Below are 20,583 nucleotides of genomic sequence, written 5' to 3' on the forward strand. Positions count from 1 at the left end.
GGATGACCGAGGCCATTCCCGCCGCCACCCTGATCCTGTTCCGCGAGCGGCCGGGAGCACCGCCGCAGTTGCTCATCACGGAGCGCGCGGCAGGGATGGCTTTTGCCGGTGGCGCCCTCGTCTTCCCCGGCGGCAGGATCGACCCGGAGGACCATGTTGCGGCTGCCGATCATCCTCATCTCGACAGCGAGGAAGCGGCCGCGCGGATCGCGGCGCTGCGTGAGACGATAGAGGAGACCGGCCGCGACTATAGCCTCGCCGTATCCGACCTGACGCCCTGGGCCCGCTGGCGCCCGAACTTCAAGGAAGCGCGCACCTTCGACACGCGCTTCTACATCGCGCGTGTCGCCAGCGACGCGCCGGACCCAATCTCAGATGGCGCCGAGAATGTCCGTGCCTTCTGGGCCGGTGCCGCCGAGGTGCTGGCGATGTGCGAACGCGGCGAGGGCCACATCATCTTTCCGACGCGGCGCAACCTGGAGCGTCTCGCCCTGTTCGACAGCTTCGACGCTGCGCTGGCGCACGCGCTCGCCCACGCTGTCGAGATGATTACGCCCTGGGTCGAGGAGCGCGAGGGCGGCATCCATCTCTGCATTCCGCAGCATCTCGGTTACCCGATTACGTCGGAGCCATTGGAGCGGGTGCGCCGCGGCTGATCAGAAGCCGATATCGTCCAGGCTCAGTAGGGTTGCGTTCCCGCCCGAACTCGTCGTGTCGGTGCTCGTCACCCGTTCGGCGCAGAAGCGCGGCAGGTAGTGGGGTCCGCCTGCCTTTGGCCCGGTGCCGCTGAAGCCTTCGCCACCAAAAGGCTGCGAACCGACGATCGCGCCGATCATCGACCGATTGACGTAGAGATTGCCAACCCGCGCCAGCGCTTCCACCGTCTCGGCGGACCGCGCGATGCGGCTGTGCAGGCCCATGGTGAGGCCGAAGCCCTTGGCGTTCACATGCTCGATCGTCCGCTCGAGCTCGCCCGCCTTCCAGGTGGCGACGTGCAGCAGCGGCCCGAACCATTCGCGGTCGAGATCGTCCATGCTGCGCAGGCGGACGGCGGTCGGGGGCACGAAATTGCCTTGCGCCGGCACGTCGATCGTCTTGATCCAGCTGTTCCGCATCCGCTCGCGATGCGCCATCAGATGTTCATAGGCGGTGCGGTCGATCACGGGGCCGACATCGGTGGCCGGATCGGCGGGGTCGCCGACGATCAGCGTGTTCATCGCGCCGGCCAGCATTTCCAGTGTGCTTTCCGCAATCTCCTCCTGCAACAGCAGCAGTCGCAGCGCGGAGCAGCGCTGGCCGGCCGAGCGGAAGGAGGAGGTCACCACATCGGCCACCACCTGCTCGGCAAGCGCAGTCGAATCGACGATCATCGCGTTGACGCCGCCGGTCTCCGCGATCAGCGGCACCAGCGGCCGCTTCTCGTCCTCCAGCAGCGCGCGGGCGATCTTGCGAGCGGTGTTGGTGGAGCCGGTGAAGGCGACGCCGGCGATGCGTGGATCGGCGACGATCGCCGCGCCGACTTCCGGCCCGCCGGGCGCCAGGATCAGCACGTCGCGAGGAACGCCCGCTTCATGCGCGAGCTCGACCGCGCGCGCGGCGATGCGCGGCGTCTGCGGGGCCGGCTTGGCAATCACCGCATTGCCGGCGACCAAAGCCGCGACCGTCTGTCCTAGGAAGATGGCGAGCGGGAAGTTCCACGGCGCGATCGTCGCCCACACGCCGCGGCCTTCATGGCGCAGTATGTTGCGCTCGCCCGTAGGTCCGGGAAGCTCGACCGGCAGCAGATGCTGGCGCGCCTGGGCGGCATAGTAGCGGCAAAAGTCCACTGCCTCCCGCACTTCCGCGAGCGCATCCGGAATGGTCTTGCGTGCCTCGTGAACGCAGATCGCCATAAGCTCGGTGCGGTGCGCTTCCAGCAGGTCGGCGAGCCGGTCGAGACAGGCGGCGCGCTCGTGCACCGGGCGGGACGACCATGCCGGGAAGGCGTTTGTCGCACGACCAACCATCTCGCTCGTCCCGAGCGAGGTCGAGGGGCGCGTCTCCGAACCTTGGTGCATACGCCCCTCGACTTCGCTCGGGACGAGCGGTGAGTTGGCGATTGAAGTAGCGACGGACCGAAGCACCTCCCGCTCCTGCAGGTCGACACCTTCGCTGTTCGGGCGCTCGGGCGCGAACAGGTCGCGGGGCAGCGGAATGCTCGGGTGGCGCACGCCGCCGACCTTGGCGATCTTTTCGACCGGATCGGCGAGCAGCTCGGCATCGGTCAGCCGCTCGTCGGCGAGCTGGTGAACGAAGCTGGAATTCGCCCCATTCTCAAGCAGGCGCCGGACCAGATAGGCGAGCAGGTCGCGATGCCCGCCGACTGGCGCATAGATGCGGCATTTATAGCCTTCTTCCCGTACCAGCCGCTCGTACAGCCCCTCGCCCATGCCGTGCAGGCGCTGGAACTCGAAGTCGCGGCTCTTCCCCGCCCATGCGACGATGGTCGCGACGGTCAGCGCATTGTGGCTGGCAAATGCGGGTGCGATGCCCTTGGCGGCGAGCATGTCGCGCGCGCAGGCGAGATAAGACACGTCGGTCGCCGCCTTCCGCGTGAACAGCGGATAGTCGGACAGCCCAGCTTCCTGGGTGCGCTTGATCTCCGAATCCCAATAGGCGCCCTTGACCAGCCGGACGTTCATGCGCCGGCCGGTCTCCTGCCCCAGCGCATCCGCCCAGCCGATCACCGCCCGACAACGCTTGCCATAGGCCTGGACCGCCATGCCATAACCATCCCAGCCCTTCAGCCGCGGTAGCCGGGCAACAGCGGAGATGATGTCGAGGCTCATCTCCAGCCGCTCGGACTCTTCCGCGTCCACCGTCAGCGCGATGCCCTTGTCGGCGGCGCGGACGCACAGCGCCTCCAGCATTTCGGTCAGCGCCGGCACACACCGATCCCATTGCGGCACTTCGTAGCGCGGGTGGAGCGCCGACAGCTTGACCGAGATCGAGTGCCCGGCGGCCGGGTCGGAGCCGACCGCGTCGATCGCACCCATATAGGCGTCGAAATAGCGCCGGCCGTCCGGGAAGGTCCGCGCCGCCTCGCCCAGCATGTCGAAGCTGGCGGTAAAGCCTCTATTTTCCGGCTTCTTCATGCGCCGCATCGCCTCGTCGATAGTGCGGCCCATCACGAAGACTTCGCCCATCATGCGCATCGCGGCGCCGACCGCCTGGCGAACGAACGGCTCGCCGGCGCGGCTGATCAGTCGCCGCAGCACGCCGCCCTGCCCGCCCTCGCTGACCAGCGCCTTGCCGACGATCAGTCCCCAGGTTGCCGTGTTCACGAGCCGCGACGAGGACTGTCCGGCATGCGCCTTCCAGTCTGCGTCGCCGAACTTGTCGGCGATCAGCTGGTCGGCCGTCTCAGGGTCCGGCACGCGCAGAAAGGCTTCGGCAAGCGACAACAGCGCGACGCCCTCGGACGAATTCAGCCGATATTGCTGCAGGAACTGATTGACCCAGCCGCTGGACTGCGCCGCGCGCAGATCGGCGAGCAGGCCGAGCGCCACCTGCACTGCCCCTTCCCGCTCGGCGGGCGTGAGGCGTGCGCGCTCCAGCAGCGGCTTCAGCACTTCGGGTTCGGGCGCGCGATGCAGCTGCTTCAGCTGCGATGCGAAGGAGGACGTTGCGGAATCCATGCGGTCTGGCCTTGCCCTTGCGGGGCTCTGAGTTTCGGAGGATGAGCGGCCTCTAACGTCCAAATGCGGGAGAGACAAAGTTCATGCCCACGGTCAGCGTCGAAGAGCTGAAGGCCAAGGTCGGCCACCCGATCGGCACGTCCGAATGGGTGACGGTCAGCCAGGAGATGATCGACAAATTCGCCGACGCAACCGGCGATCACCAGTTCATCCATGTCGATCCGGAGCGGGCGAAGCAGACGCCATTCGGCACCACCATCGCCCATGGGTTTCTGTCGCTGTCGCTGATGCCCCTGCTGACCTCCAAAGCCGATCTGCCGCGACTCGACGGCATCAAGATGGGCGTGAACTATGGCGGCAACAAAACTCGTTTCCTGGCGCCCGTCCGCTCGGGCAAGCGCGTGCGCGGCCATTTCAAGCTGCTCGAGCTCGAGGAAAAGCGGCCCGGCCAGTGGCAGCAGACGGTCGAGTATACGCTCGAAATCGAAGGCGAGGACAAGCCCGCCCTGATCGCCGAATGGGTCAGCCAGTTCTTCGTCTAAATCCTTGTCCCGCAACGGGACAATCGTGACAAATGTCGATTCTATCCAATCCCTGAGGACGCGCATGCGCTAAACGGGCGTCACGATTTCAACAGGGGGAAAGAGGGGGCGTTCGCGCTCCCTCTTTTTTGTTCGGGCCACGGCACGCAAGGCGATGTCGGCCGTTGTCGGGCGATGCTGAGATCCTTCTTCATCGGCCTGGTTGCCGGCCAGCGCGCGCTGACGCCGCTGGCGCTCGTCACCGGTGCGGCGCGTCGCGACCTGATCGAGGATGACTGGTGGGGCGGCCGACTCGCGCGCAACCCCTGGATCGCGGCCGGTTCGGTGGTGATGGCGGCGGCCGAAATGGCCGGCGACAAGATGAAGTCAGCGCCGGATCGCACCGTCATCGCGGGCCTGATCCCGCGTGCGGCGACAAGCGCCTTTGCCGGCGCGGCGCTGGCGCCAAGGGATCGGCGCACGGCGGGTGCGGCACTGGCGGCAGCGACTGCCCTCGCCTCATCGTTTCTTGGGCTGGCTCTGCGTAAGCCGGCGATGCGGCATTTCGGCCAAACTGGGACCGGCTTTGTCGAGGATGCGGCGGTGCTCGGCGCCGGCGCGCGCACGGTCGGGTTGATCTGACGCACCTTTCCGTAGCGTGCTTGGCGTCGGCCACGCTTCTGGCCTAGAGGCTCCTCCAAACTCAGGAGGCCAGACTCATGCGCGACGCCGTCATCGTTTCCACCGCCCGCACGCCGATCGGTCGTGCCTATCGTGGTGCCTTCAACAACCTGCCGAGTGCCACGCTTTCGGCGCATGCGATCCGCGCGGCCGTCGAGCGTTCAAAGGTCGATCCGGCCGAAGTGCAGGACGTGGTCTGGGGCGCGGCGCTGCAGCAGGGTCATCAGGCCGGCAATATCGCGCGCCAGTCGCTGCTCCGCGCCGGGCTGCCGGTCGGCGTTGCCGGCATGTCGCTCGATCGCCAATGCGCGTCCGGCCTGATGGCGATCGCGACGGCGGCCAAGGAAATCGTCGTCGACAATATGGACGTGGCGATCGGCGGTGGTGTTGAAAGCATCTCACTCGTCCAGACGCCGCAGATGCGCGTCGCGCCCGACCCCGAGCTGGTCGCGATGCACAAGGACATCTACATGCCGATGCTGCAGACCGCCGAGGTCGTGGCGAAGCGCTACAATGTCAGCCGCGACGTGCAGGACGAATATGCGCTCCAGTCGCAGCAGCGCACCGCGGCCGCCCAGGCAGCGGGCAAGTTCGACGACGAGATCATCCCCGTCACCGCCAGCATGGCCGTGGTGAACAAGGAGACCAAGGAAGTCTCCTACAAGGACGTTACGCTCACCAAGGACGAAGGCAACCGCCCGGAGACCACGCTCGAAGGTCTGAAGTCGCTGCAGCCGGTGCTCGGGCCGGACCTGAACATCACCGCGGGCAACGCCTCGCAGCTGTCCGACGGCGCCTCCGCATCCGTGCTGATGGAGGCCAAGCTTGCCGAACAGCGTGGGCTGCAGCCGCTCGGCCGCTATGTCGGCATGGCGGTGGCCGGAACCGAGCCCGACGAGATGGGCATCGGCCCTGTCTTCGCCATACCGAAGCTGCTCAGCCGCTTTGGCCTGAAGATGGACGATATCGGCCTGTGGGAACTGAACGAGGCGTTCGCCGTCCAGGTTCTCTATTGCCGCGACAAGCTCGGCATCCCCGATGAACTGCTGAACGTAAACGGCGGCGCGATCTCGATCGGCCACCCCTATGGCATGTCGGGCGCGCGCATGACCGGGCACGCGCTGATCGAAGGCAAGCGCCGCGGCGCCAAATATGTCGTCGTGACCATGTGCGTCGGCGGCGGCATGGGCGCGGCGGGCCTGTTCGAGGTGTTCTAGGTTTTCGACTGTCGTCTGGCCCCCTTTTCGGCGCTCCCCCGCATTGATGGGTGGAGTTGGTCCGAAAAGGGGGATTGATGATGACTTGGCGTTTCACCACCGCGGCTGCGGCCACCTTGATGGCGCCCACGCCGGCCATTTCTGCTTTTCCGAGTTACCCCACGCCTGGAACGGAAAACCCGCTCGTCTATGACCTGCGCGCCTCGGCGAATGGCGATCTGATCGCCTATTTCGCCGGCAGCACCGCCTCCTTCACCAACGTGCTCGGGCTCTTGGTCAACGGCGTCGACACCGGCATTACCGGGTTGAACAATCAAAGCACCGCGCCGGGCACCGCGCTCAACTTCGGACCGGTGTCGGCGGGCGACCGGCTGACCTTCTACATCGACGTGGCCGAGATCGGCGCGCGCTTCTATTCCGATCCAAGCCTCAACGAGGACGGCATCAACCACGTCTATTCGGCACCCTACGAAGGCGGCGATTTCGACATTCCAGCGGGGCTTTACGTTGCGTTCGAGGACCTGCCGGGAGGCGGGGACTTCAACTATGAGGACCTGCAGTTCGTGTTCAGCAATGCGTTCGTTGCTTCCGTGCCCGAGCCGGAGCAATGGGCGCTGCTGATTGCCGGCTTTGCATTAACCGGCGCGGCCGCGCGGCGTCGCGCGCGGGTGGCGGTGACCTTCGCCTGAGCGGCGCGGCGAAACCGCTGTTGCAAGTGCCGCCGGTTGGGGGAACACTGGCTCCATCATGGAGACCGGTGAACAGGGGGAACCGGCGGCGCTGCTTGCAGCCTGCTATGACGAGGCGCGGCGCATCGCGCGGGTGGTGATCGCGCGCGATGGCGCCGGCCGCGGACTGCAGGCGACCGAATTGCTCAACGAGGCCGCGCTGCGCCTCATCGGCGGCGACCTCAAGGTGAAGGATCAGGCGCATATGCTTGCGCTCACTGCCCGCACCATGCGCCGCGTGCTGATCGACGAAGCCCGCAAGAACGGCGCCGCCAAGCGCCAGGCACCGGCATTCGTCACGGCGTGGCCGGACGATCCTGCCGCGGCGCTGATCGATATCGGCGATCTCGATCGTGCCCTCGTCGCGCTGGAAGCTGTGTCGCCCGACCACGCCCGCATCATCGAGCTCCGCTTCATGCTCGGCCTGACGGTGGAGGAGGCGGCGGCCGCCAGCGGCATTCCCGAACGCACGATCAAGCGGCGCTGGCAGGCGGCGCGCGCCTGGCTACTCGATTTTCTGGACGGCAATGGCGAGCCTCACATCCACTGAGGTCGAGCGACGCGCCCTTGCGCTGTTCGAGCGGCTCGCTGACCGAACGGACGCCACGCGCCTGCGCGCGCGCCTGCTGCACAAAGAACCTGTCGAAGTGCAGCAACGAGTTGCCGCGCTGGAGGCGAGCGCCGCCAGGGCCGCAGGGGCGATTCCGACGCTGGTGCCGGGCAGCGGCGATTGCGACGGTGCTGCACTGCCGCCGCACAAGCTCGGAGCCTTTCGCCTCGCGGAACGGATCGGCCGCGGCGGCATGGGCGAAGTCTGGCTCGCCCACCGTGACGACGGCGTCTATGAGCAGAAAGTCGCGATCAAGCTGATCCAGCGGCGCATACTCGCCCGCGCGGGTGCTGCCTTCGACGACGAGCGGCGCTTCCTCGCTCGACTCGAACATCCCAACATCGCCCGATTGATCGACGGCGGGCAGACCGAGGACGGGCTCGGCTGGCTCGCCATGGAATATATCGATGGCCGCCCGATCGACGAGGCCTGTGCCGGACTGGCCGCTGCCGAGCGCGTCACCTTGTTCATCAAGGCCGCGGACGCCGTTCAATATGCGCATGGGAAGATGGTCGCGCATGCCGACCTGAAGCCCGCCAACATCCAGGTGGACGCGAATGGCCGGGTCAAACTGCTCGACTTCGGCATATCCGTGCTGATCGGAGCGGGTCCCCGGCATTTCGTCGGATCAAGCCCGTTTACCCGCGATTTCGCGAGCCCTCAGCGGCTCGCTGGCGGGGCGCCGGGTGTAGCCGACGACGTCTATGCGCTCGGCCGGACGCTACAACTGATCCTGGCCGGCGTCCCAGATGCGGAACTCCACGCCATTGCCGGCAAGGCGCTGCGCCACGACGAAACTGCCCGCTATCCCAGCGTCGGCGCGATGATCGCCGATCTTGACCGATGGCGCGCGCGCCTGCCGATCACTGCACTCGGCGACGCGTGGAACTATCGCGTTCGCAAGTTCGTGCACCGGCACCGTCGCGGCGTCGCAGCGACGGCGGCCGCGTTCGCGCTGCTCAGCGGCTCGACCGTGTTCGCCACCTCCAACTGGATGCGCGCCGAGCGCAATCGCGCGCGTGCCGAACAACGCTTCGGCCAGGTGCGCCACCTCTCCCATTATATGCTGTTCGACCTGTACGATCAGCTCGCCCGCGAGCCGGGCACGGTCGCCAAGCGCGCGGAGCTGGCGCAGACCGCGGCGACCTACCTGAACCAGCTCCAGCTGTCGGGCGATGCGCCGGCCGATCTGCGGCTCGACCTGGCGCGGAGTCATCGCCGGCTCGCCGCCATCCAGGGTCTGCCGGGCGTTTCAAATCTCGGCCGTCCGGACGAGGCTCGCGCCTCGCTTGCCCGCGCCGAGGCGGTGCTGCGGGCACTGCTCGCCGACCGCCCGCGCGATGCGGGAGCCTGGTCTGAACTCGGCTGGGTCATGAGCGACCGCTGGTCGCTGCATGGCGAAGGCGACGGGTCGGCGGAGCTCAACCGTCAGGCTCGGGCAGCGTTCGACCGGGCACTGGCGCTCGATCCATCCGCGTCGAGTGCTGCGCTCGGGCGGATCGTCACAGTCCGCAACGAAGGCTATGACCTGATCTGGACCGACGATCGGCCGGCGCAGGCCCTCCCGCTCCTCCGCTGTTCCTTGCAGCAGCTTCGCGCCCGATCCTGGGCAGAGCCGGAAGCGACTCTCGCTCGGCGCCTGGAGGTCCATCTGCTCAACCGGATTGGCGATGCGACCTATTATACCGGCAACGTGCCCGGATCGCTCGTGCCGTTTCAGAAGGCCGACGCATTGGTTGATGCTGGAATCGCTAGGGATGGTCGCCTGCCGCAATGGCTGATCCTGAAGGGTGAGAACGCGTTCAACATCAGCGGAACCCTCGAGGAACTGCCGGCGCGGATAGGCGAGGCATTGGCGCGCGCCGATGCCGGCGTCGCCGCGCTAAAGGAGGTCCTCTCCTACGGCCCCGACGCCGCGGCCGAGAAGAAGCTGCTCGTGCTCTATGGCCAGCAGGCCGCTCTCCTCGACGAACTGGGGCGAAGTGCGGACGCCCTTGCCCCCTCCAACCAGAGCGTGGCGTTGCGTCGGGCGCGGTTACGGGGCGCGCCTGGCGATCCGCAACGCATGCGCGATCTGGCGATCGGCTTAGCTCCGCACGCGGAACTGCTTGCCCGTGCCGGCAAAAGCGAACCCGCTTGTACGGCCGCAACGGAGGCGGTGGCCATCTGGCTCGACATCCGTAGCCGCGGCCGGCTGGGCGCACTCGACGCACGCAAGAACCTGTCCCACTCCGAGACGCTGAAAAAAAGTTACTGCGGCTGACGATAGGTTTGGCCCGGAATCGCGCAACGATCCGCATCCTGGAGTGAACGCAGACTTTCGACGTTCGCAACAGGGGGATCAATCATGCTTCGGACTGCCATCAAGACTGCCGCATTGGCGCTTGCTTCGGCCGCGCAAGCGCCGGCGGCCGTGATCGGGACGTTCACCTTCGACCAGCCGACTGGAACAGTGCTGTCGAACGTACCGATCGACATCAACGTGACCCTGACGCTCGACGCAAGCTCCGACGCGATCACGACCGACGGTGACGGCAATGTCACGTCCGGCCTGTCGGAAGCCGACATTATCGCGGCGGGAGCCGATCCGACGCAAGTCGCCCGCACGTTCCTGTCGGCGTCGTTCGAATGCAGCGGCACCTTCACGGCGGTGTGCAACCAGGGCCCGCCCTATGATTTCGACTTCGACCTGTCGCAGTTCTTCTTCGCGCAGAATTTCGACCTGCAGCCGGGCCAGTCCTTCTCGTTCCGCTTCGGCACGTTCACGCCGACCGGGGGCAACGCGCCGGCGGGCACCTACAGCTTCAATGCCAGCGCCTTGTTCGGCATCCAAGAGGATGACGGCGACGTCTTTTACAGCCACTTTGCCGATACCTGCGTCGGTCAGGACCCCGCCTGCGCATTCACCAGGACCGTGCAGGCAGCTGCGCCCGGCGTGCCCGAGCCGGCTAGCTGGGCGCTGATGCTCGCCGGCTTCGGCCTGGTCGGCTGCGGAATCCGCGGCCGCCAGCGGGCGATCGTGCTCGCCTGATCGCGGAACATCGTTGCGCCCTCGGCGGTTTGTCCGCGCGAACTGCCGAGGGAGTGACGCATGGCCACCGAAGCCGAAATCACGGAAAAATTCTGGAAGGCGCTCAAGTCCGACATGACCGTCATGCTGGGTGTTCAGGGCGTCGAGCATGACAAGACGCAGCCGATGACGGCGCAGACGCTGCCCGACACCAACTATATCTGGTTCTTCACCACCAAGGATAACGGCCTGGTCGCCCATATGCGGCAGAACGATCGTGCGATCATGACCTTCGCGTCCAAAGGGCACGACCTGTTCGCCACGGTGGACGGCCGGCTGGAACTGGACAATGACCGCAGCCGCATCGACCAGCTATGGAGCCCGTTCGCAGCAGCCTGGTATGAAGGCGGCAAGGACGACCCGAACCTGCAGCTGGTGCGCCTCGACCCCGTCTCAGCGCAAATCTGGCTGAACGAGAACAGCGCCTTTGCCGGCCTCAAGTCGCTGCTCGGCCGCGACCCGAAGAAGGACTATCAGGACAAGGTCGCCGAAGTGGCGCTTTGACCTACCGGATCCGGACGCCGCGCTCGTGCAGCACGGGTGCCAGCGCGCGGTACAGCGCGGCGTAGCGGTAAAAGGGCACGCGCGGCCACAGATGGTGCACCAGGTGCAGGCTGTGGCCGACGGAGGCCAATGACAACCAGCGAGCACGACGGAGGCTCGCCAAGGCGTAACGATCACCGGTAATGAAGGGGCGATGCGGCAGCCAACTAAGGAAGATGCCCATCAACAGGCGACCGATCGTCGCAGGAATGACGTAGAGCGCGAACGCGGCCGGGCCATAACCTGACAGAACGAGCGTCCACACGATGACGCACATGATGCCATGGACGATCTGGTGCTGCCGCCATTCGCGCGCGCTCATCACTTTCCACCCGTCGAGGTAACCCAGGTTCGGCGCATTCTGACCAAAAAGAAGCGTCCATACCGGTATCGGCACCAGGTTGGTCACGATCGAGAGGGCCGCCAGGGCGAACAGGCGCGGCAGCGACCCTTGCACGAATAGATCGGGGTCGTCCGGCGCATTGGTGTGCTGGTGGTGTGCCAAGTGCGTGCGCAGGAGCAACGGCCAGGTCATGCCCGTCATCAGCGCGCCCCACCAGCCGATCAGCCGATTCATGGGATCGAACCGGCGCGACCGGACGATGTTTCGGTGAATGGCCTCGTGCGCGGGCGTGTATCCCAGATAGCTGCAGATGCCGAGCGGGAGGGTCAGCCACCAAGGCGAAACGGCGCCTCCGATTCCGAGCGCCAGCAAGCCGACCTGTACGGTGAGGAGAACAAGGCTGAAGACGATCGTCGGCCATGCGATCTTCGGCGACAGCGCGCGCGCCGCTTCACTCTCGATGGCATGCGACAGCATTCGATCCCGGTCCCCGTTTGCGCCGGGTTAGTTGCCGCTGGTTAACGAAGTCTTGCGAAGCGCCGCTTCACTCGCTCCGAAAGGTCATTCTGCTAACACAGATTGCTCGATATCGGACCGAAGTGGCAAAGCGACCGGGATGAACCGGCTGGTGATCCTTGGTCCGGGCTATACCGCCTCCCGCATCGGCGATGCCGTGGAAGGCCGTGGCTGGCAGACGCTGCGTATCGGGCGTGCGGATTTCGACGCCGCAGACGCCGCTCTGCGCCAGGCAACCCTTATCCTGTCCAGCGTGCCACCAGACGGTGAGGGCGACCCGGTGCTGCGGCGCTACGCCCCTGCGCTCGCCGCCAGCCCGGCCTGGATCGGCTATCTGTCCTCGACGGGCGTCTATGGCGACGCGGGCGGTGCCTGGGTCGACGAGACGGCGCCGATCGGTACGGGTCGGCGGCGTGCCCGAGCCGCCGCTGACCGTGCATGGCTGGACCTCGGTGCGCGGGTCTTTCGCCTGCCGGGCATCTATGGACCCGGCCGCTCTTCGTTCGATCGGCTGCTGGACGGCAGCGCCTATCGCGTGGACGCCTCCGACCAGCTGTTCAGCCGCGTTCATGTCGACGACATCGTCAGCGGCGTGATCGCCGCGTTCGACGGCCCGCCCGGCGCTTATAATCTGGCGGACGATCTCCCCGCACGGCAGAGCGACGTGATGAGCTATGCGGCGGCCCTGCTCGGCATGGCCGCCCCTCCCCTGCTGCAGGTAGAGGACCTCCCCGCACCCGCACGCGCCTTTTACCGCGAGAATCGGCGGGTCGCGAACGGCAAGGCCAAACGACTGCTCGGCTGGCGTCCGGCCTTTGCCAGCTATCGCGAGGGGCTGCGTGACCTGAGCGCGAAGATGAGCCCTGCAAGCGTCAGCGCACCGCCCAGCAATGCCGTGGCGGACCAGCGATAGCCCTCGAACACCGTCGACAAGCCCATGGCGATGATCGGCACGAGCACGCTGGAATAGGCTGCCCGCGCCGCGCCGATCTCTCGGATGATCCGATAATAAAGCAGGAAGGCAAAGGCAGAGGCGGCCAGCCCCAGATACAGGATGCCGGCGACATAGCCTGCCCGAAGATCGAAGACCGGCGGACCCGTGGTGATCGCGGCCCAGGCTGCGTTGACCGTCGCGCCCACGGCCATGCTCCAGGCAAGCAGGGTCGGCATGGGCAGGCTGCGCACCCGCTCGAACGCCTGCGCCACGTTCGCAATCGAGGCGCTGAGAATGGCGAGCAGCGTCAGTCCGATGCCCGCGAACACCGCGCTATTGTCGCTGCCATCCGCCTTCAGCTCGTGCGCGAACAGCAGCCCGATGCCCAGCATCGCGATCACCGAACCGAACAGGAAGGGCCGCGACAGCTGTTGGCCCAGAAAAATTCGCGCGAGGAGCGCATTGGGAACCAGCAGCAGGGCAAAAATAACCGCGACGAGGCCGGAGGTGATGTAGGCCTCCGCGCGATAGACGAGATTGAAGTTGAGCACGAACTGCGGGAGCCCGATCAACAGCACCATGCCCCAGGCCGCGCGCGGCACCTTGAGCGACGTGCCGGTCACCAGCGAATATGCGAACATCGCCGCTGACGCGACGATGAAGCGGTAGGTGACGGACCAGCTGGCCGGCACAACGCCCAGCTGGTCGCGGATGACCAGCCAGGTCGATCCCCAGATCAGCGTCACGATGACGAACGGAATGAAGACGCGGGCGCGCACCTGCGGCGCGAGCGGCGGCTCGCTCACAGCGCCGCGATCGCCTCGGCAAGCGGGCGGATCGCGGCCTCGTCCTGGTCCCAGCTGACGACCAGCCGCGCCTCGCCGACGCCCCAGTCGTAAAAGTCGAACCCGAGACCACGCAGCTTCGCGGCCTCCTCGGCGGTCACCCGAAGGAAGACCTCATTTGCCTGGACCGGATAGACCAGCCGGTCACCGGCCGCCTCGGCCAGCAGCGCCGCACCGCGATTGGCGGCGCGTGCATTGTCGAGCCAGATATCGCCCTCGAGCATCGCCAGCAGTTGGGCGGCCAGGTAGCGGCCCTTCGAGAAGAGATGCCCTGCGCGCTTGCGCCGATAGAGGGTGTCCTCGGCGAGTTCGGGCTTGAAGAAGATCAGCGCTTCGGCCGAAAGCCCGCCATTCTTGACGAAGCCGAAGCTGAGCGCATCGACGCCCGCGCGCCAGGTCAACTCGGCCGGCCGACAGCCGAGATGGGCCACCGCATTGGCGAAACGCGCGCCATCCATGTGGAACCCGATCCCGCGACGCCGCGCCACTTCGCCCAGGGCCGCCACTTCGGCGGGGGTGTAGACCAGCCCATATTCGGTCGCGTTGGTGATCGAGAGTGCGCGGGGCTGCACCTGATGGACATCGTTGCGGATTCCCGCCGCCAGTTCTTCCACGGCAGCGGGGGTCAGCTTGGCGCCTGCACCGTCGGCGAGCAGCATCTTGGCGCCGTGCGTGAAAAACTCGGGCGCGCCGCATTCATCAACCTGGATATGCGCTTCGCGGTGACAGATCACGCCGCCGAACGGCGGGCATAATGCCGCGAGTGCGAGACTGTTGGCGGCCGTGCCCGTCGCGATCCACAGTGCCCGCACCTCGGTTTCGAACAGATCGGAAAAGGCGCCATCAAGCTGCTTGGAGAATGCGTCGCCATCATAGGCGGTGTCGACGCGATTGGCGGCAGCGAGCGCCTCGATCACCGCGGGGTGCGCGGCGGCGGCGTTGTCCGAGAAAAAACGCATGGCCGGGCATTGGCTGTCTTGGCTGCCAGGGTCAACGTGAACGGCACTGCGTCAAGCCATGCTGCACTGCGGCGAACTGCCCCAAAAAAAAGTTAACGCGAAATGAACCGGAATGGCCGGTCCGTGTTCTTGCGCCTGGAAGCGGGCCTCAGGTGCGAGGTCTGCCTCTCGGTTGAAGGGCGGGGGTCGCAACCGCACAGGGAGCCTGGTGATGAAAAAATGGGTATTGACCGCAGCAGCGGCAGCAACTTTGGCGGGGTCGGCCAATGCGGCCGTCATCACGCTGCAAGGCGTGAGCAACAACGGACCGAACGACAACACCTTCACTTACCAGGGCACGCTTGGGCCCGACGAAGGGCTTCGCGCCGGCGATCGGCTCGTAATCTACGACTTCGCCGGTTACATCGCCGGCTCGATCTTCTCGCCGTCGGCGACAGTCATCGGGACGACAGAGTTCACCTCTTCCGATCCGGTCACGCCGGGCTTCACCGACGACCCGACGCTCGTAAACCTGGTCTTCACCTATGTGGGCCCGGATTTCCGCAACCAGGGCGGTCCGTTCACACCGCTCGACTTCAACGGTCTGGGGGCACGTTCGGCCTTCGGCCAGGCGACCGCCGATGCGTTCTTCACGCTGACGACGAAGAACAACCCGGATGGCGTGCCGGGCGGCTCCAACAGCCCGGTCTTCACGCTCGGAAGCGTGTCGGTGCCGACGGCGGTTCCGGAGCCCACCACATGGGCGCTGATGCTCGGCGGCTTTGGCGTTGTCGGCATGGCAACCCGACGGCGGGCGCGCATCGCTCAGGTGACCGCCTGAACACTCCCGGCGCCCGAATGGGCGCCGGCTAACTCGGGACAGCAAAGTCGCCGCGACCAGCACGGAAATCCTTCCGTGCTGGGTATGCGGTGCAAGGGGAATATGGACATTATGAAGAAGCTCGCTTTCGCCGCCATCGCGGCTCTCGGCCTGGCTGGGACTGCGGACGCCGCGGTGCTGACGCTGCAAAGCATCACCACCAATGGCCCGAGCAACTTTACTTACAACTACCAGGCCACTCTCGGTCCGGACGAAGGCGTGCGGACGGGCGACCGGTTTGTGATCTTCGACTTCGGCGGCTACATCACTGGCTCCGCTTTTTCGGGCAGCCCGGACCTGGTCGCCAGCGTGCAGAACACCACTCCTGGTGTGCTGGTAACGCCGGGCTTCAACGACGATCCGAACATCACCAATCTGGTGTTCACCTATACCGGCCCGGACTTCCGCAACACGACCGGCCCGCTCGCACCGTTCAGCTTCCCGCTGATTGGCGCCAACTCAACGTTTGGACGTGTCGCGGTCGATGCCTTCTTCACGTTGACGACGAAGAACAATCCGGCGTCCGAGCGCAACCAGCCGATCTTCACGCTGGGGCAGGTTTCGGTGCCGGTTGGCGGCGTGCCGGAACCGGCCACCTGGGCGATGATGATCGGCGGCTTCAGCCTGGTCGGCGCATCGGCGCGGCGCCGGTCGCGCGTGATGCAAGTCACCGCCTGATCGAAGAATATAAAGGAAAAAGGGGATGCCGCGCCGCCGCTCGCAAGAGCGGCGGCGTTTGGCCGTTCAATGATCAGCCGAACCGGCCGGTTACGTAATTGCGCGTCCTAACCAAACGCGGCGTTGAGAAGAGCGACGCGGTCGGTGCGAATTCGAGCAGCCGACCCATGAACATGAAGCCGGTATAATCGGCGATGCGAGCCGCCTGCTGCAGATTATGGGTCACGATCACGATCGTGAAGTCCCTCTTCAGCTGCAGCAGCGTGTCTTCCAGCTTGGCGGTCGAGACCGGGTCCAGCGCCGACGCCGGCTCGTCGAGCAGCAGCACTTCGGGCTCGACGGCGATGCCCCGTGCCACGCACAGCCGCTGCTGCTGGCCGCCGGAAAGGCCCAGGCCTGAGCTCGAGAGCTTGTGTTCCACCTCTTCCCACAGCGCGGCGCGACGCAGCGACCGCTCGACGATCTCGTCCAGCTCAGCCTTTGATTTGCTGGAGTGCAGCCGCACTCCGAAGGCCACATTGTCGTAAATCGACATCGGAAACGGGGTCGGCTTTTGAAAGACCATGCCTACCCGCGCCCGCAACTCGGCAAGGTCCGTTCGCGGTCGCAGGATGTCCTTGCCGTCGAGCATGATTTCACCCTCGGCGCGCTGCCCCGGATAGAGATCGTACATCCGGTTCATGGCGCGTAGCAGCGTCGACTTGCCGCAACCCGATGGGCCGATCAGCGCCGTGATCCGATTTCGCGCCACGCCGAGATCGACGCCGTGAAGCGCCTGGTTCGCGCCATAGAAGAAGTCGAGCCCGCGCGCTTCGAGGACGAGAGAGTCGACCGGCGGCGCCTCGATATGCGGTGGCTGATCGAGTTCGGCGTCTACAAGCGTCATTTCGGGCGAGCCTCCCGGGCCAGGAAGCGCCCGATGATGTTGATGCCAAGCACGGCGACGGCGATCAGGAGCGCGCCGGTCCAGGCCAGCTGCCGCCAGTCGTCATAAGCGCTCAAGGCGAACTGAAAGATAGTCGTGGGCAACGCGGCCATGGGCTGTGACAGGTCGGTGTTGAGATATTGATTGCCGAGCGAGGTGAACAGCAACGGCGCCGTCTCCCCGCTGATGCGCGCGAAGCCGAGCAGGCCGCCGGTCATCAGCCCCGCGCGCGCACCGCGCCAGATGATCGAGCGGATCACTTTCGCCCGCGTCGCGCCCAAGGCCATGCCAGCTTCGCGCAGCGCGCCGGGCTGAAGCGTCAGAATATCCTCCGTCGTCCGCACGACAATCGGCGTGGCGAGGAAAGCAAGGGCGACAGCGCCCGCGTAAGCGGAAAAGCCGTGGAACGGGCGCACCAGTATCTCGTAGACGAACAGGCCGATCAGGATTGACGGGGCCGACAGCAGCACGTCGTTGAGGAACCGCACCGCGTGCGCGTAGCGGCTGCGCCCGCCATATTCGCTGAGCCAGGTACCTGCGAAAATGCCGACGACCAGCGCGATCGCCATGCCCAGTCCGCACATGATCAGGGAGCCGACCACGGCGTTGCGCAAGCCGCCCGGCGAGCCTGGCGCGGGCTGGTCCTCGGTGAAGATCGCTGGGCCAAGGCCTGCCGCGCCCTGGGTGATGAGCGACCAGAGGATCAGCAGCAAGGCGACGAGCGCCACCAATGTCGCGCCGACTGTCGCCGCCACGAAAAGGCCGTTCCAGAGACGGCGGCGCTGTGCCCGGCCGAACATGTCAGTGCCGCTGCCCGGACAGCAGCAGCCGCGCGGTCGCAAGCACAGCGAAAGTGATGAGGAACAGCACGAGCCCCAATGCGATCAGCGACGCTTCATGCAGTTCGCCGGTCGCTTCGGTGAATTCGTTGGCGATCGTGGAGGCAATGGTCGACCCGGACGAGAAAAGTGATTTGGGCAGGCCATGCGCGTTGCCGATGATGAAGGTGACGGCCATGGTTTCACCCAACGCGCGGCCCAGGCCGAGCATGATCACGCCGATCGCGCCGCGGCGGACATAAGGGACGATGACTCGGCTCACCACTTCGAAAGATGTCCCGCCCAAGCCGAAGCCCGCCTCGCGCACCTGTGGCGGCACCGAGAGGAACAGCTCGCGAAAAACCGCTGCCATATAGGGCAGGATCATGATCGCGAGGATGATCGACGCCGTGAAGATGTTGGCGCCGTTCGGGACGCCGGCGATCAATCCGCCGAACCAGCTGTTCGGCGCGACACCGGCCGCGAGCGGCGCCTGGACTTCGGCCGCGAACCAGGGTGCGAACACGAAGAGACCCCACATGCCATAGACGATCGACGGTATGCCGGCGAGGAGCTCGACTGCGACAGCGATCGGACTCGACAGCGACTTTGGGCAAAACTCGGTGAGGAAGATCGCCACGCCCATGGCCAGGGGCAACGCCATGGCAAGCGCCAGTACGGCAGTGACCAAGGTGCCGGCGATGGGCCCCGCGGCGCCGTAGATTTCCGTCACCGGGTTCCATTCGGCGCTGGTCAGAAAGCCAAGGCCGAAGGTGCGAAACGCGGGCCAGCCGCCGATCGCCAAGGAGACGACGACACCGGCGAGTGCGGCCATCAGCAGCGTCGCCGCCGCAAGACAGGCGGCGCGGAACAGGGACTCGTCCCACCGGCGCCGCCGACCGCCATTTTCTACAGTTGATGCCACGCGCAAGTCTCGTCGGCCTATTGCAGCGGGTAGAGCGGCTTGCCCTCGGCCTTGAGCGTAGCCGCCCATTGCTTGCGGATCATGTCCTTCACCGTGGCCGGCAGCGGCACATAGTCGAGCTGCGCGGCCGCCTGGTCGCCTTTCGCGAAGCCCCAGTCAAAGAAGCGCAGCACGCCGCGGCCGACCTGGGCATTGGTCTGCTCGCGATAGACGAGGATGAAACTGGCGCCCGTGATCGGCCAGCTGCCGCCGCCCGGCTGGTCGACGAGCACCAGATAATTGCCGGGCGCCTTTGCCCAATCGGCGCTCGCCGCCGCCGCGCCGAAGCTCTCCGCGCTGGGCACGACGAACTGCCCTGCCCGGTTCTGCAGCTGCGCGTAGGCGCCGTTGTTCTGCTTGGCATAGGCATATTCGACATAGCCGATCGATCCGGCAGTCTGCTTCACGAATGCGGCAACGCCATCATTGCCCTTGCCTGCCAGACCCGTCGGCCAGGAGACCGCATCGCTGGCGCCGACCCGCTGCTTCCAGGCCGGGCTGATGCCGCTCAGATAGGATGTGAACAGGAACGTCGTGCCGGACCCGTCCGAGCGATGAACGACGGTGATCGCCTGCGCCGGCAGCTTTGCGCCGGGATTGAGCGACGCAATGCGTGGATCGTTCCAGCTCTTCACATCGCCGAGAAAGATGGCAGCGAGCAACGGACCCGTGAGCTTCAGCTGACCCGGCGTGATCCCGTCGACGTTCAGGATGGGCACCACGCCGCCGATGACGGTCGGAAATTGATAGAGGCCGGCCCGGTCCAGCTGCTCGGCCGTCAGCGGCTTGTCGGTTGCGCCGAAATCGACCGTCCGCGCCTTGATCTGCTTGATGCCGCCGCCGGAGCCGATCGCCTGGTAATTGAGGCCGATCTTGGTCTCTCCGCGATAGCCTTCCGACCATTTGGCATAGAGCGAGGCCGGAAATGTCGCGCCCGCGCCCGAAATGTAACGGGCGCGGTCGCCGGACCCGCCGCAACCGCCAAGCACCGCCAGCACGGCAGCAAGGCACAAGGCCCTGAACATTCGCTCTTCCTCCAAAGATCGGCCGCCGGCAGCGCTCCCCGGCCTCACACGGAGCGGCGCTTATGACGGTGATGTGACTCCGTTGTGACATCGGCGACGCCGGCTGACGCGGGCGGCGGCACCGACAAGCGCAAAGCCGGCGATCATCTGCATCCAGGTGGCGGGCTCCGGCACGGCTCCGGCGCCGATGACCAGCCGGCCGGCGAACCCGACCGGGGCGCAGTTGGTCGCACCCGAGCCGGCACCGAAGTCGGCGCGCGTGCGCACCGGTTCCGGCAGTGAAACCGGCATGTCGAGCGAAGCGGGCTTCAGGCCCGCATCGTTGAGGATAATCGGTGCTGCGGCGCACATCGGCGGCGCGGTCGCCACACGCGGCCGGTTTGCGGCGGTCTCGTCGCGTGGCACCCGGATTCGCGGCTTGGCACGTGCCGTGCGCGGCGCCGTCGCCTTATGGATGGCGGAGCGCACCGGGGGGACTTGGATCGCGACGGCTCCCGCCACCACGGGACAGACGCAGGCTGCCACCAATTTGGCGGCGTTCGACGCCAGCACTTCCTTTAACATTGCGACCCACCCGCTCACGCTACACAGCGCGAACCGCTCGTCCTCTCTCCGTGATCGTTCGAGCGGTCCCCCAGGTCCGTCTATAGCTCATGTTACAGAATCACGC

General features: G+C 66.2%; 21 protein-coding genes. 12 read left to right on the forward strand and 9 right to left on the reverse strand.

Annotated elements, in window-relative coordinates; all coding sequences use genetic code 11:
- Positions 1-2: 2 nt before the first annotated feature.
- Positions 3-656, forward strand: coding sequence for an NUDIX domain-containing protein (locus HJG53_RS03245; protein ID WP_171127722.1), 654 nt, complete (start codon positions 3-5; stop codon positions 654-656).
- Here the strand turns inward: HJG53_RS03245 and putA are convergent, their stop codons facing one another.
- Entirely contained in the window at positions 657-3,677 is a 3,021-nt protein-coding gene (putA, locus tag HJG53_RS03250; protein WP_171127723.1) for a bifunctional proline dehydrogenase/L-glutamate gamma-semialdehyde dehydrogenase PutA, read from the reverse strand.
- 83 nt (positions 3,678-3,760) lie between these two features.
- Here putA and HJG53_RS03255 point away from each other — a divergent pair, with 83 nt between their 5' ends.
- The 8 genes from HJG53_RS03255 (at position 3,761) to HJG53_RS03290 (ending at position 11,008) form a co-directional block, all read left to right on the forward strand.
- Positions 3,761-4,219, forward strand: coding sequence for a MaoC family dehydratase (locus HJG53_RS03255; RefSeq protein ID WP_171127724.1), 459 nt, complete (start codon positions 3,761-3,763; stop codon positions 4,217-4,219).
- A gap of 174 nt (positions 4,220-4,393) precedes the next feature.
- Complete coding sequence (locus HJG53_RS03260) at positions 4,394-4,840, forward strand: DUF4126 domain-containing protein (protein ID WP_171127725.1); 447 nt, start codon at positions 4,394-4,396, stop codon at positions 4,838-4,840.
- A 77-nt stretch (positions 4,841-4,917) separates the two neighbouring features.
- Entirely contained in the window at positions 4,918-6,096 is a 1,179-nt protein-coding gene (locus tag HJG53_RS03265; RefSeq protein WP_171127726.1) for an acetyl-CoA C-acyltransferase, read from the forward strand.
- 77 nt (positions 6,097-6,173) lie between these two features.
- Entirely contained in the window at positions 6,174-6,785 is a 612-nt protein-coding gene (locus HJG53_RS03270) for a PEPxxWA-CTERM sorting domain-containing protein (RefSeq protein WP_171127727.1), read from the forward strand.
- Between the two features lie 58 nt (positions 6,786-6,843).
- Positions 6,844-7,374: an ECF-type sigma factor gene (locus tag HJG53_RS03275; RefSeq protein ID WP_171127728.1), complete on the forward strand. Its 531-nt coding sequence runs from the start codon at positions 6,844-6,846 to the stop codon at positions 7,372-7,374.
- On the forward strand, positions 7,352-9,697 hold the full coding sequence (locus HJG53_RS03280) for a serine/threonine-protein kinase (RefSeq protein ID WP_171127729.1): 2,346 nt from the start codon (positions 7,352-7,354) through the stop codon (positions 9,695-9,697). Before HJG53_RS03275 ends, HJG53_RS03280 begins: the two co-directional genes overlap by 23 nt.
- An 84-nt stretch (positions 9,698-9,781) precedes the next feature.
- On the forward strand, positions 9,782-10,465 hold the full coding sequence (locus HJG53_RS03285; RefSeq protein ID WP_171127730.1) for a PEPxxWA-CTERM sorting domain-containing protein: 684 nt from the start codon (positions 9,782-9,784) through the stop codon (positions 10,463-10,465).
- Positions 10,466-10,525: 60 nt separating this feature from the next.
- The gene (locus tag HJG53_RS03290; protein WP_171127731.1) at positions 10,526-11,008 is read left to right on the forward strand and encodes a pyridoxamine 5'-phosphate oxidase family protein; all 483 of its coding nucleotides are present in this window, start codon (positions 10,526-10,528) and stop codon (positions 11,006-11,008) included.
- Position 11,009: 1 nt separating this feature from the next.
- Here HJG53_RS03290 and HJG53_RS03295 read toward each other — a convergent pair whose 3' ends face one another.
- A complete protein-coding gene (locus HJG53_RS03295; protein WP_171127732.1) occupies positions 11,010-11,867 on the reverse strand; it encodes a fatty acid desaturase in 858 nt (285 codons plus the stop codon).
- Between the two features lie 139 nt (positions 11,868-12,006).
- Here HJG53_RS03295 and HJG53_RS03300 point away from each other — a divergent pair, with 139 nt between their 5' ends.
- Positions 12,007-12,819, forward strand: a complete 813-nt coding sequence (locus HJG53_RS03300) for an SDR family NAD(P)-dependent oxidoreductase (protein WP_171127733.1) — start codon at positions 12,007-12,009, stop codon at positions 12,817-12,819.
- Here HJG53_RS03300 and HJG53_RS03305 read toward each other — a convergent pair.
- Positions 12,729-13,646, reverse strand: a complete 918-nt coding sequence (locus tag HJG53_RS03305; protein WP_171127734.1) for a DMT family transporter — start codon at positions 13,644-13,646, stop codon at positions 12,729-12,731. The genes HJG53_RS03300 and HJG53_RS03305 overlap by 91 nt on opposite strands.
- Positions 13,643-14,644: a low specificity L-threonine aldolase gene (locus HJG53_RS03310; protein ID WP_171127735.1), complete on the reverse strand. Its 1,002-nt coding sequence runs from the start codon at positions 14,642-14,644 to the stop codon at positions 13,643-13,645. Before HJG53_RS03310 ends, HJG53_RS03305 begins: the two co-directional genes overlap by 4 nt.
- Positions 14,645-14,855: 211 nt before the next feature.
- Between HJG53_RS03310 and HJG53_RS03315 the strand changes: the two genes are divergently transcribed.
- Together HJG53_RS03315 and HJG53_RS03320 are read left to right on the forward strand one after the other, a co-directional pair.
- Entirely contained in the window at positions 14,856-15,464 is a 609-nt protein-coding gene (locus tag HJG53_RS03315) for a PEPxxWA-CTERM sorting domain-containing protein (RefSeq protein WP_254447484.1), read from the forward strand.
- Positions 15,465-15,575: 111 nt separating this feature from the next.
- Entirely contained in the window at positions 15,576-16,181 is a 606-nt protein-coding gene (locus HJG53_RS03320; RefSeq protein ID WP_171127737.1) for a PEPxxWA-CTERM sorting domain-containing protein, read from the forward strand.
- A gap of 73 nt (positions 16,182-16,254) precedes the next feature.
- Here the strand turns inward: HJG53_RS03320 and pstB are convergent, their stop codons facing one another.
- Genes pstB through HJG53_RS03345 form a run of 5 tightly spaced genes read right to left on the reverse strand, consistent with a single transcriptional unit; the run spans position 16,255 to position 20,477 of the window.
- Positions 16,255-17,067, reverse strand: coding sequence for a phosphate ABC transporter ATP-binding protein PstB (gene pstB / locus HJG53_RS03325; RefSeq protein ID WP_171127738.1), 813 nt, complete (start codon positions 17,065-17,067; stop codon positions 16,255-16,257).
- Positions 17,064-17,906: a phosphate ABC transporter permease PstA gene (gene pstA, locus HJG53_RS03330; protein WP_171127739.1), complete on the reverse strand. Its 843-nt coding sequence runs from the start codon at positions 17,904-17,906 to the stop codon at positions 17,064-17,066. The genes pstB and pstA overlap by 4 nt, the downstream gene beginning before the upstream one ends.
- A 1-nt stretch (position 17,907) precedes the next feature.
- Positions 17,908-18,849 carry a phosphate ABC transporter permease subunit PstC gene (pstC, locus tag HJG53_RS03335; RefSeq protein WP_368039491.1) on the reverse strand — a complete coding sequence of 314 codons (942 nt, stop codon included), beginning with the start codon at positions 18,847-18,849 and terminating at the stop codon, positions 17,908-17,910.
- A gap of 17 nt (positions 18,850-18,866) precedes the next feature.
- Entirely contained in the window at positions 18,867-19,913 is a 1,047-nt protein-coding gene (gene pstS / locus HJG53_RS03340; protein WP_171127741.1) for a phosphate ABC transporter substrate-binding protein PstS, read from the reverse strand.
- Positions 19,914-19,973: 60 nt separating this feature from the next.
- Positions 19,974-20,477, reverse strand: coding sequence for a PEPxxWA-CTERM sorting domain-containing protein (locus HJG53_RS03345; protein ID WP_171127742.1), 504 nt, complete (start codon positions 20,475-20,477; stop codon positions 19,974-19,976).
- Positions 20,478-20,583 lie beyond the last annotated feature (106 nt).

The organism is Sphingomonas sp. ID1715 (genome assembly GCF_013044515.1).
Classification (GTDB): Bacteria; Pseudomonadota; Alphaproteobacteria; order Sphingomonadales; family Sphingomonadaceae; genus Sphingomonas_B.

Excerpts from the sequence above, each read along its gene's own strand:
- HJG53_RS03300 (WP_171127733.1), top strand. The coding sequence starts at position 12,007 with ATGAACCGGCTGGTGATCCTTGGTCCGGGCTATACCGCCTCCCGCATC.
- HJG53_RS03320 (WP_171127737.1), top strand. The coding sequence starts at position 15,576 with ATGAAGAAGCTCGCTTTCGCCGCCATCGCGGCTCTCGGCCTGGCTGGG.
- HJG53_RS03315 (WP_254447484.1), top strand. The coding sequence starts at position 14,856 with ATGAAAAAATGGGTATTGACCGCAGCAGCGGCAGCAACTTTGGCGGGG.
- HJG53_RS03245 (WP_171127722.1), top strand. The coding sequence starts at position 3 with ATGACCGAGGCCATTCCCGCCGCCACCCTGATCCTGTTCCGCGAGCGG.
- HJG53_RS03290 (WP_171127731.1), top strand. The coding sequence starts at position 10,526 with ATGGCCACCGAAGCCGAAATCACGGAAAAATTCTGGAAGGCGCTCAAG.
- putA (WP_171127723.1), bottom strand. The coding sequence starts at position 3,677 with ATGGATTCCGCAACGTCCTCCTTCGCATCGCAGCTGAAGCAGCTGCAT.
- HJG53_RS03260 (WP_171127725.1), top strand. The coding sequence starts at position 4,394 with ATGCTGAGATCCTTCTTCATCGGCCTGGTTGCCGGCCAGCGCGCGCTG.
- HJG53_RS03270 (WP_171127727.1), top strand. The coding sequence starts at position 6,174 with ATGATGACTTGGCGTTTCACCACCGCGGCTGCGGCCACCTTGATGGCG.
- HJG53_RS03310 (WP_171127735.1), bottom strand. The coding sequence starts at position 14,644 with ATGCGTTTTTTCTCGGACAACGCCGCCGCCGCGCACCCCGCGGTGATC.
- HJG53_RS03345 (WP_171127742.1), bottom strand. The coding sequence starts at position 20,477 with ATGTTAAAGGAAGTGCTGGCGTCGAACGCCGCCAAATTGGTGGCAGCC.
- pstB (WP_171127738.1), bottom strand. The coding sequence starts at position 17,067 with ATGACGCTTGTAGACGCCGAACTCGATCAGCCACCGCATATCGAGGCG.
- HJG53_RS03265 (WP_171127726.1), top strand. The coding sequence starts at position 4,918 with ATGCGCGACGCCGTCATCGTTTCCACCGCCCGCACGCCGATCGGTCGT.
- HJG53_RS03295 (WP_171127732.1), bottom strand. The coding sequence starts at position 11,867 with ATGCTGTCGCATGCCATCGAGAGTGAAGCGGCGCGCGCGCTGTCGCCG.
- pstA (WP_171127739.1), bottom strand. The coding sequence starts at position 17,906 with ATGTTCGGCCGGGCACAGCGCCGCCGTCTCTGGAACGGCCTTTTCGTG.
- HJG53_RS03280 (WP_171127729.1), top strand. The coding sequence starts at position 7,352 with ATGGCGAGCCTCACATCCACTGAGGTCGAGCGACGCGCCCTTGCGCTG.
- HJG53_RS03285 (WP_171127730.1), top strand. The coding sequence starts at position 9,782 with ATGCTTCGGACTGCCATCAAGACTGCCGCATTGGCGCTTGCTTCGGCC.
- HJG53_RS03255 (WP_171127724.1), top strand. The coding sequence starts at position 3,761 with ATGCCCACGGTCAGCGTCGAAGAGCTGAAGGCCAAGGTCGGCCACCCG.
- pstS (WP_171127741.1), bottom strand. The coding sequence starts at position 19,913 with ATGTTCAGGGCCTTGTGCCTTGCTGCCGTGCTGGCGGTGCTTGGCGGT.
- HJG53_RS03275 (WP_171127728.1), top strand. The coding sequence starts at position 6,844 with ATGGAGACCGGTGAACAGGGGGAACCGGCGGCGCTGCTTGCAGCCTGC.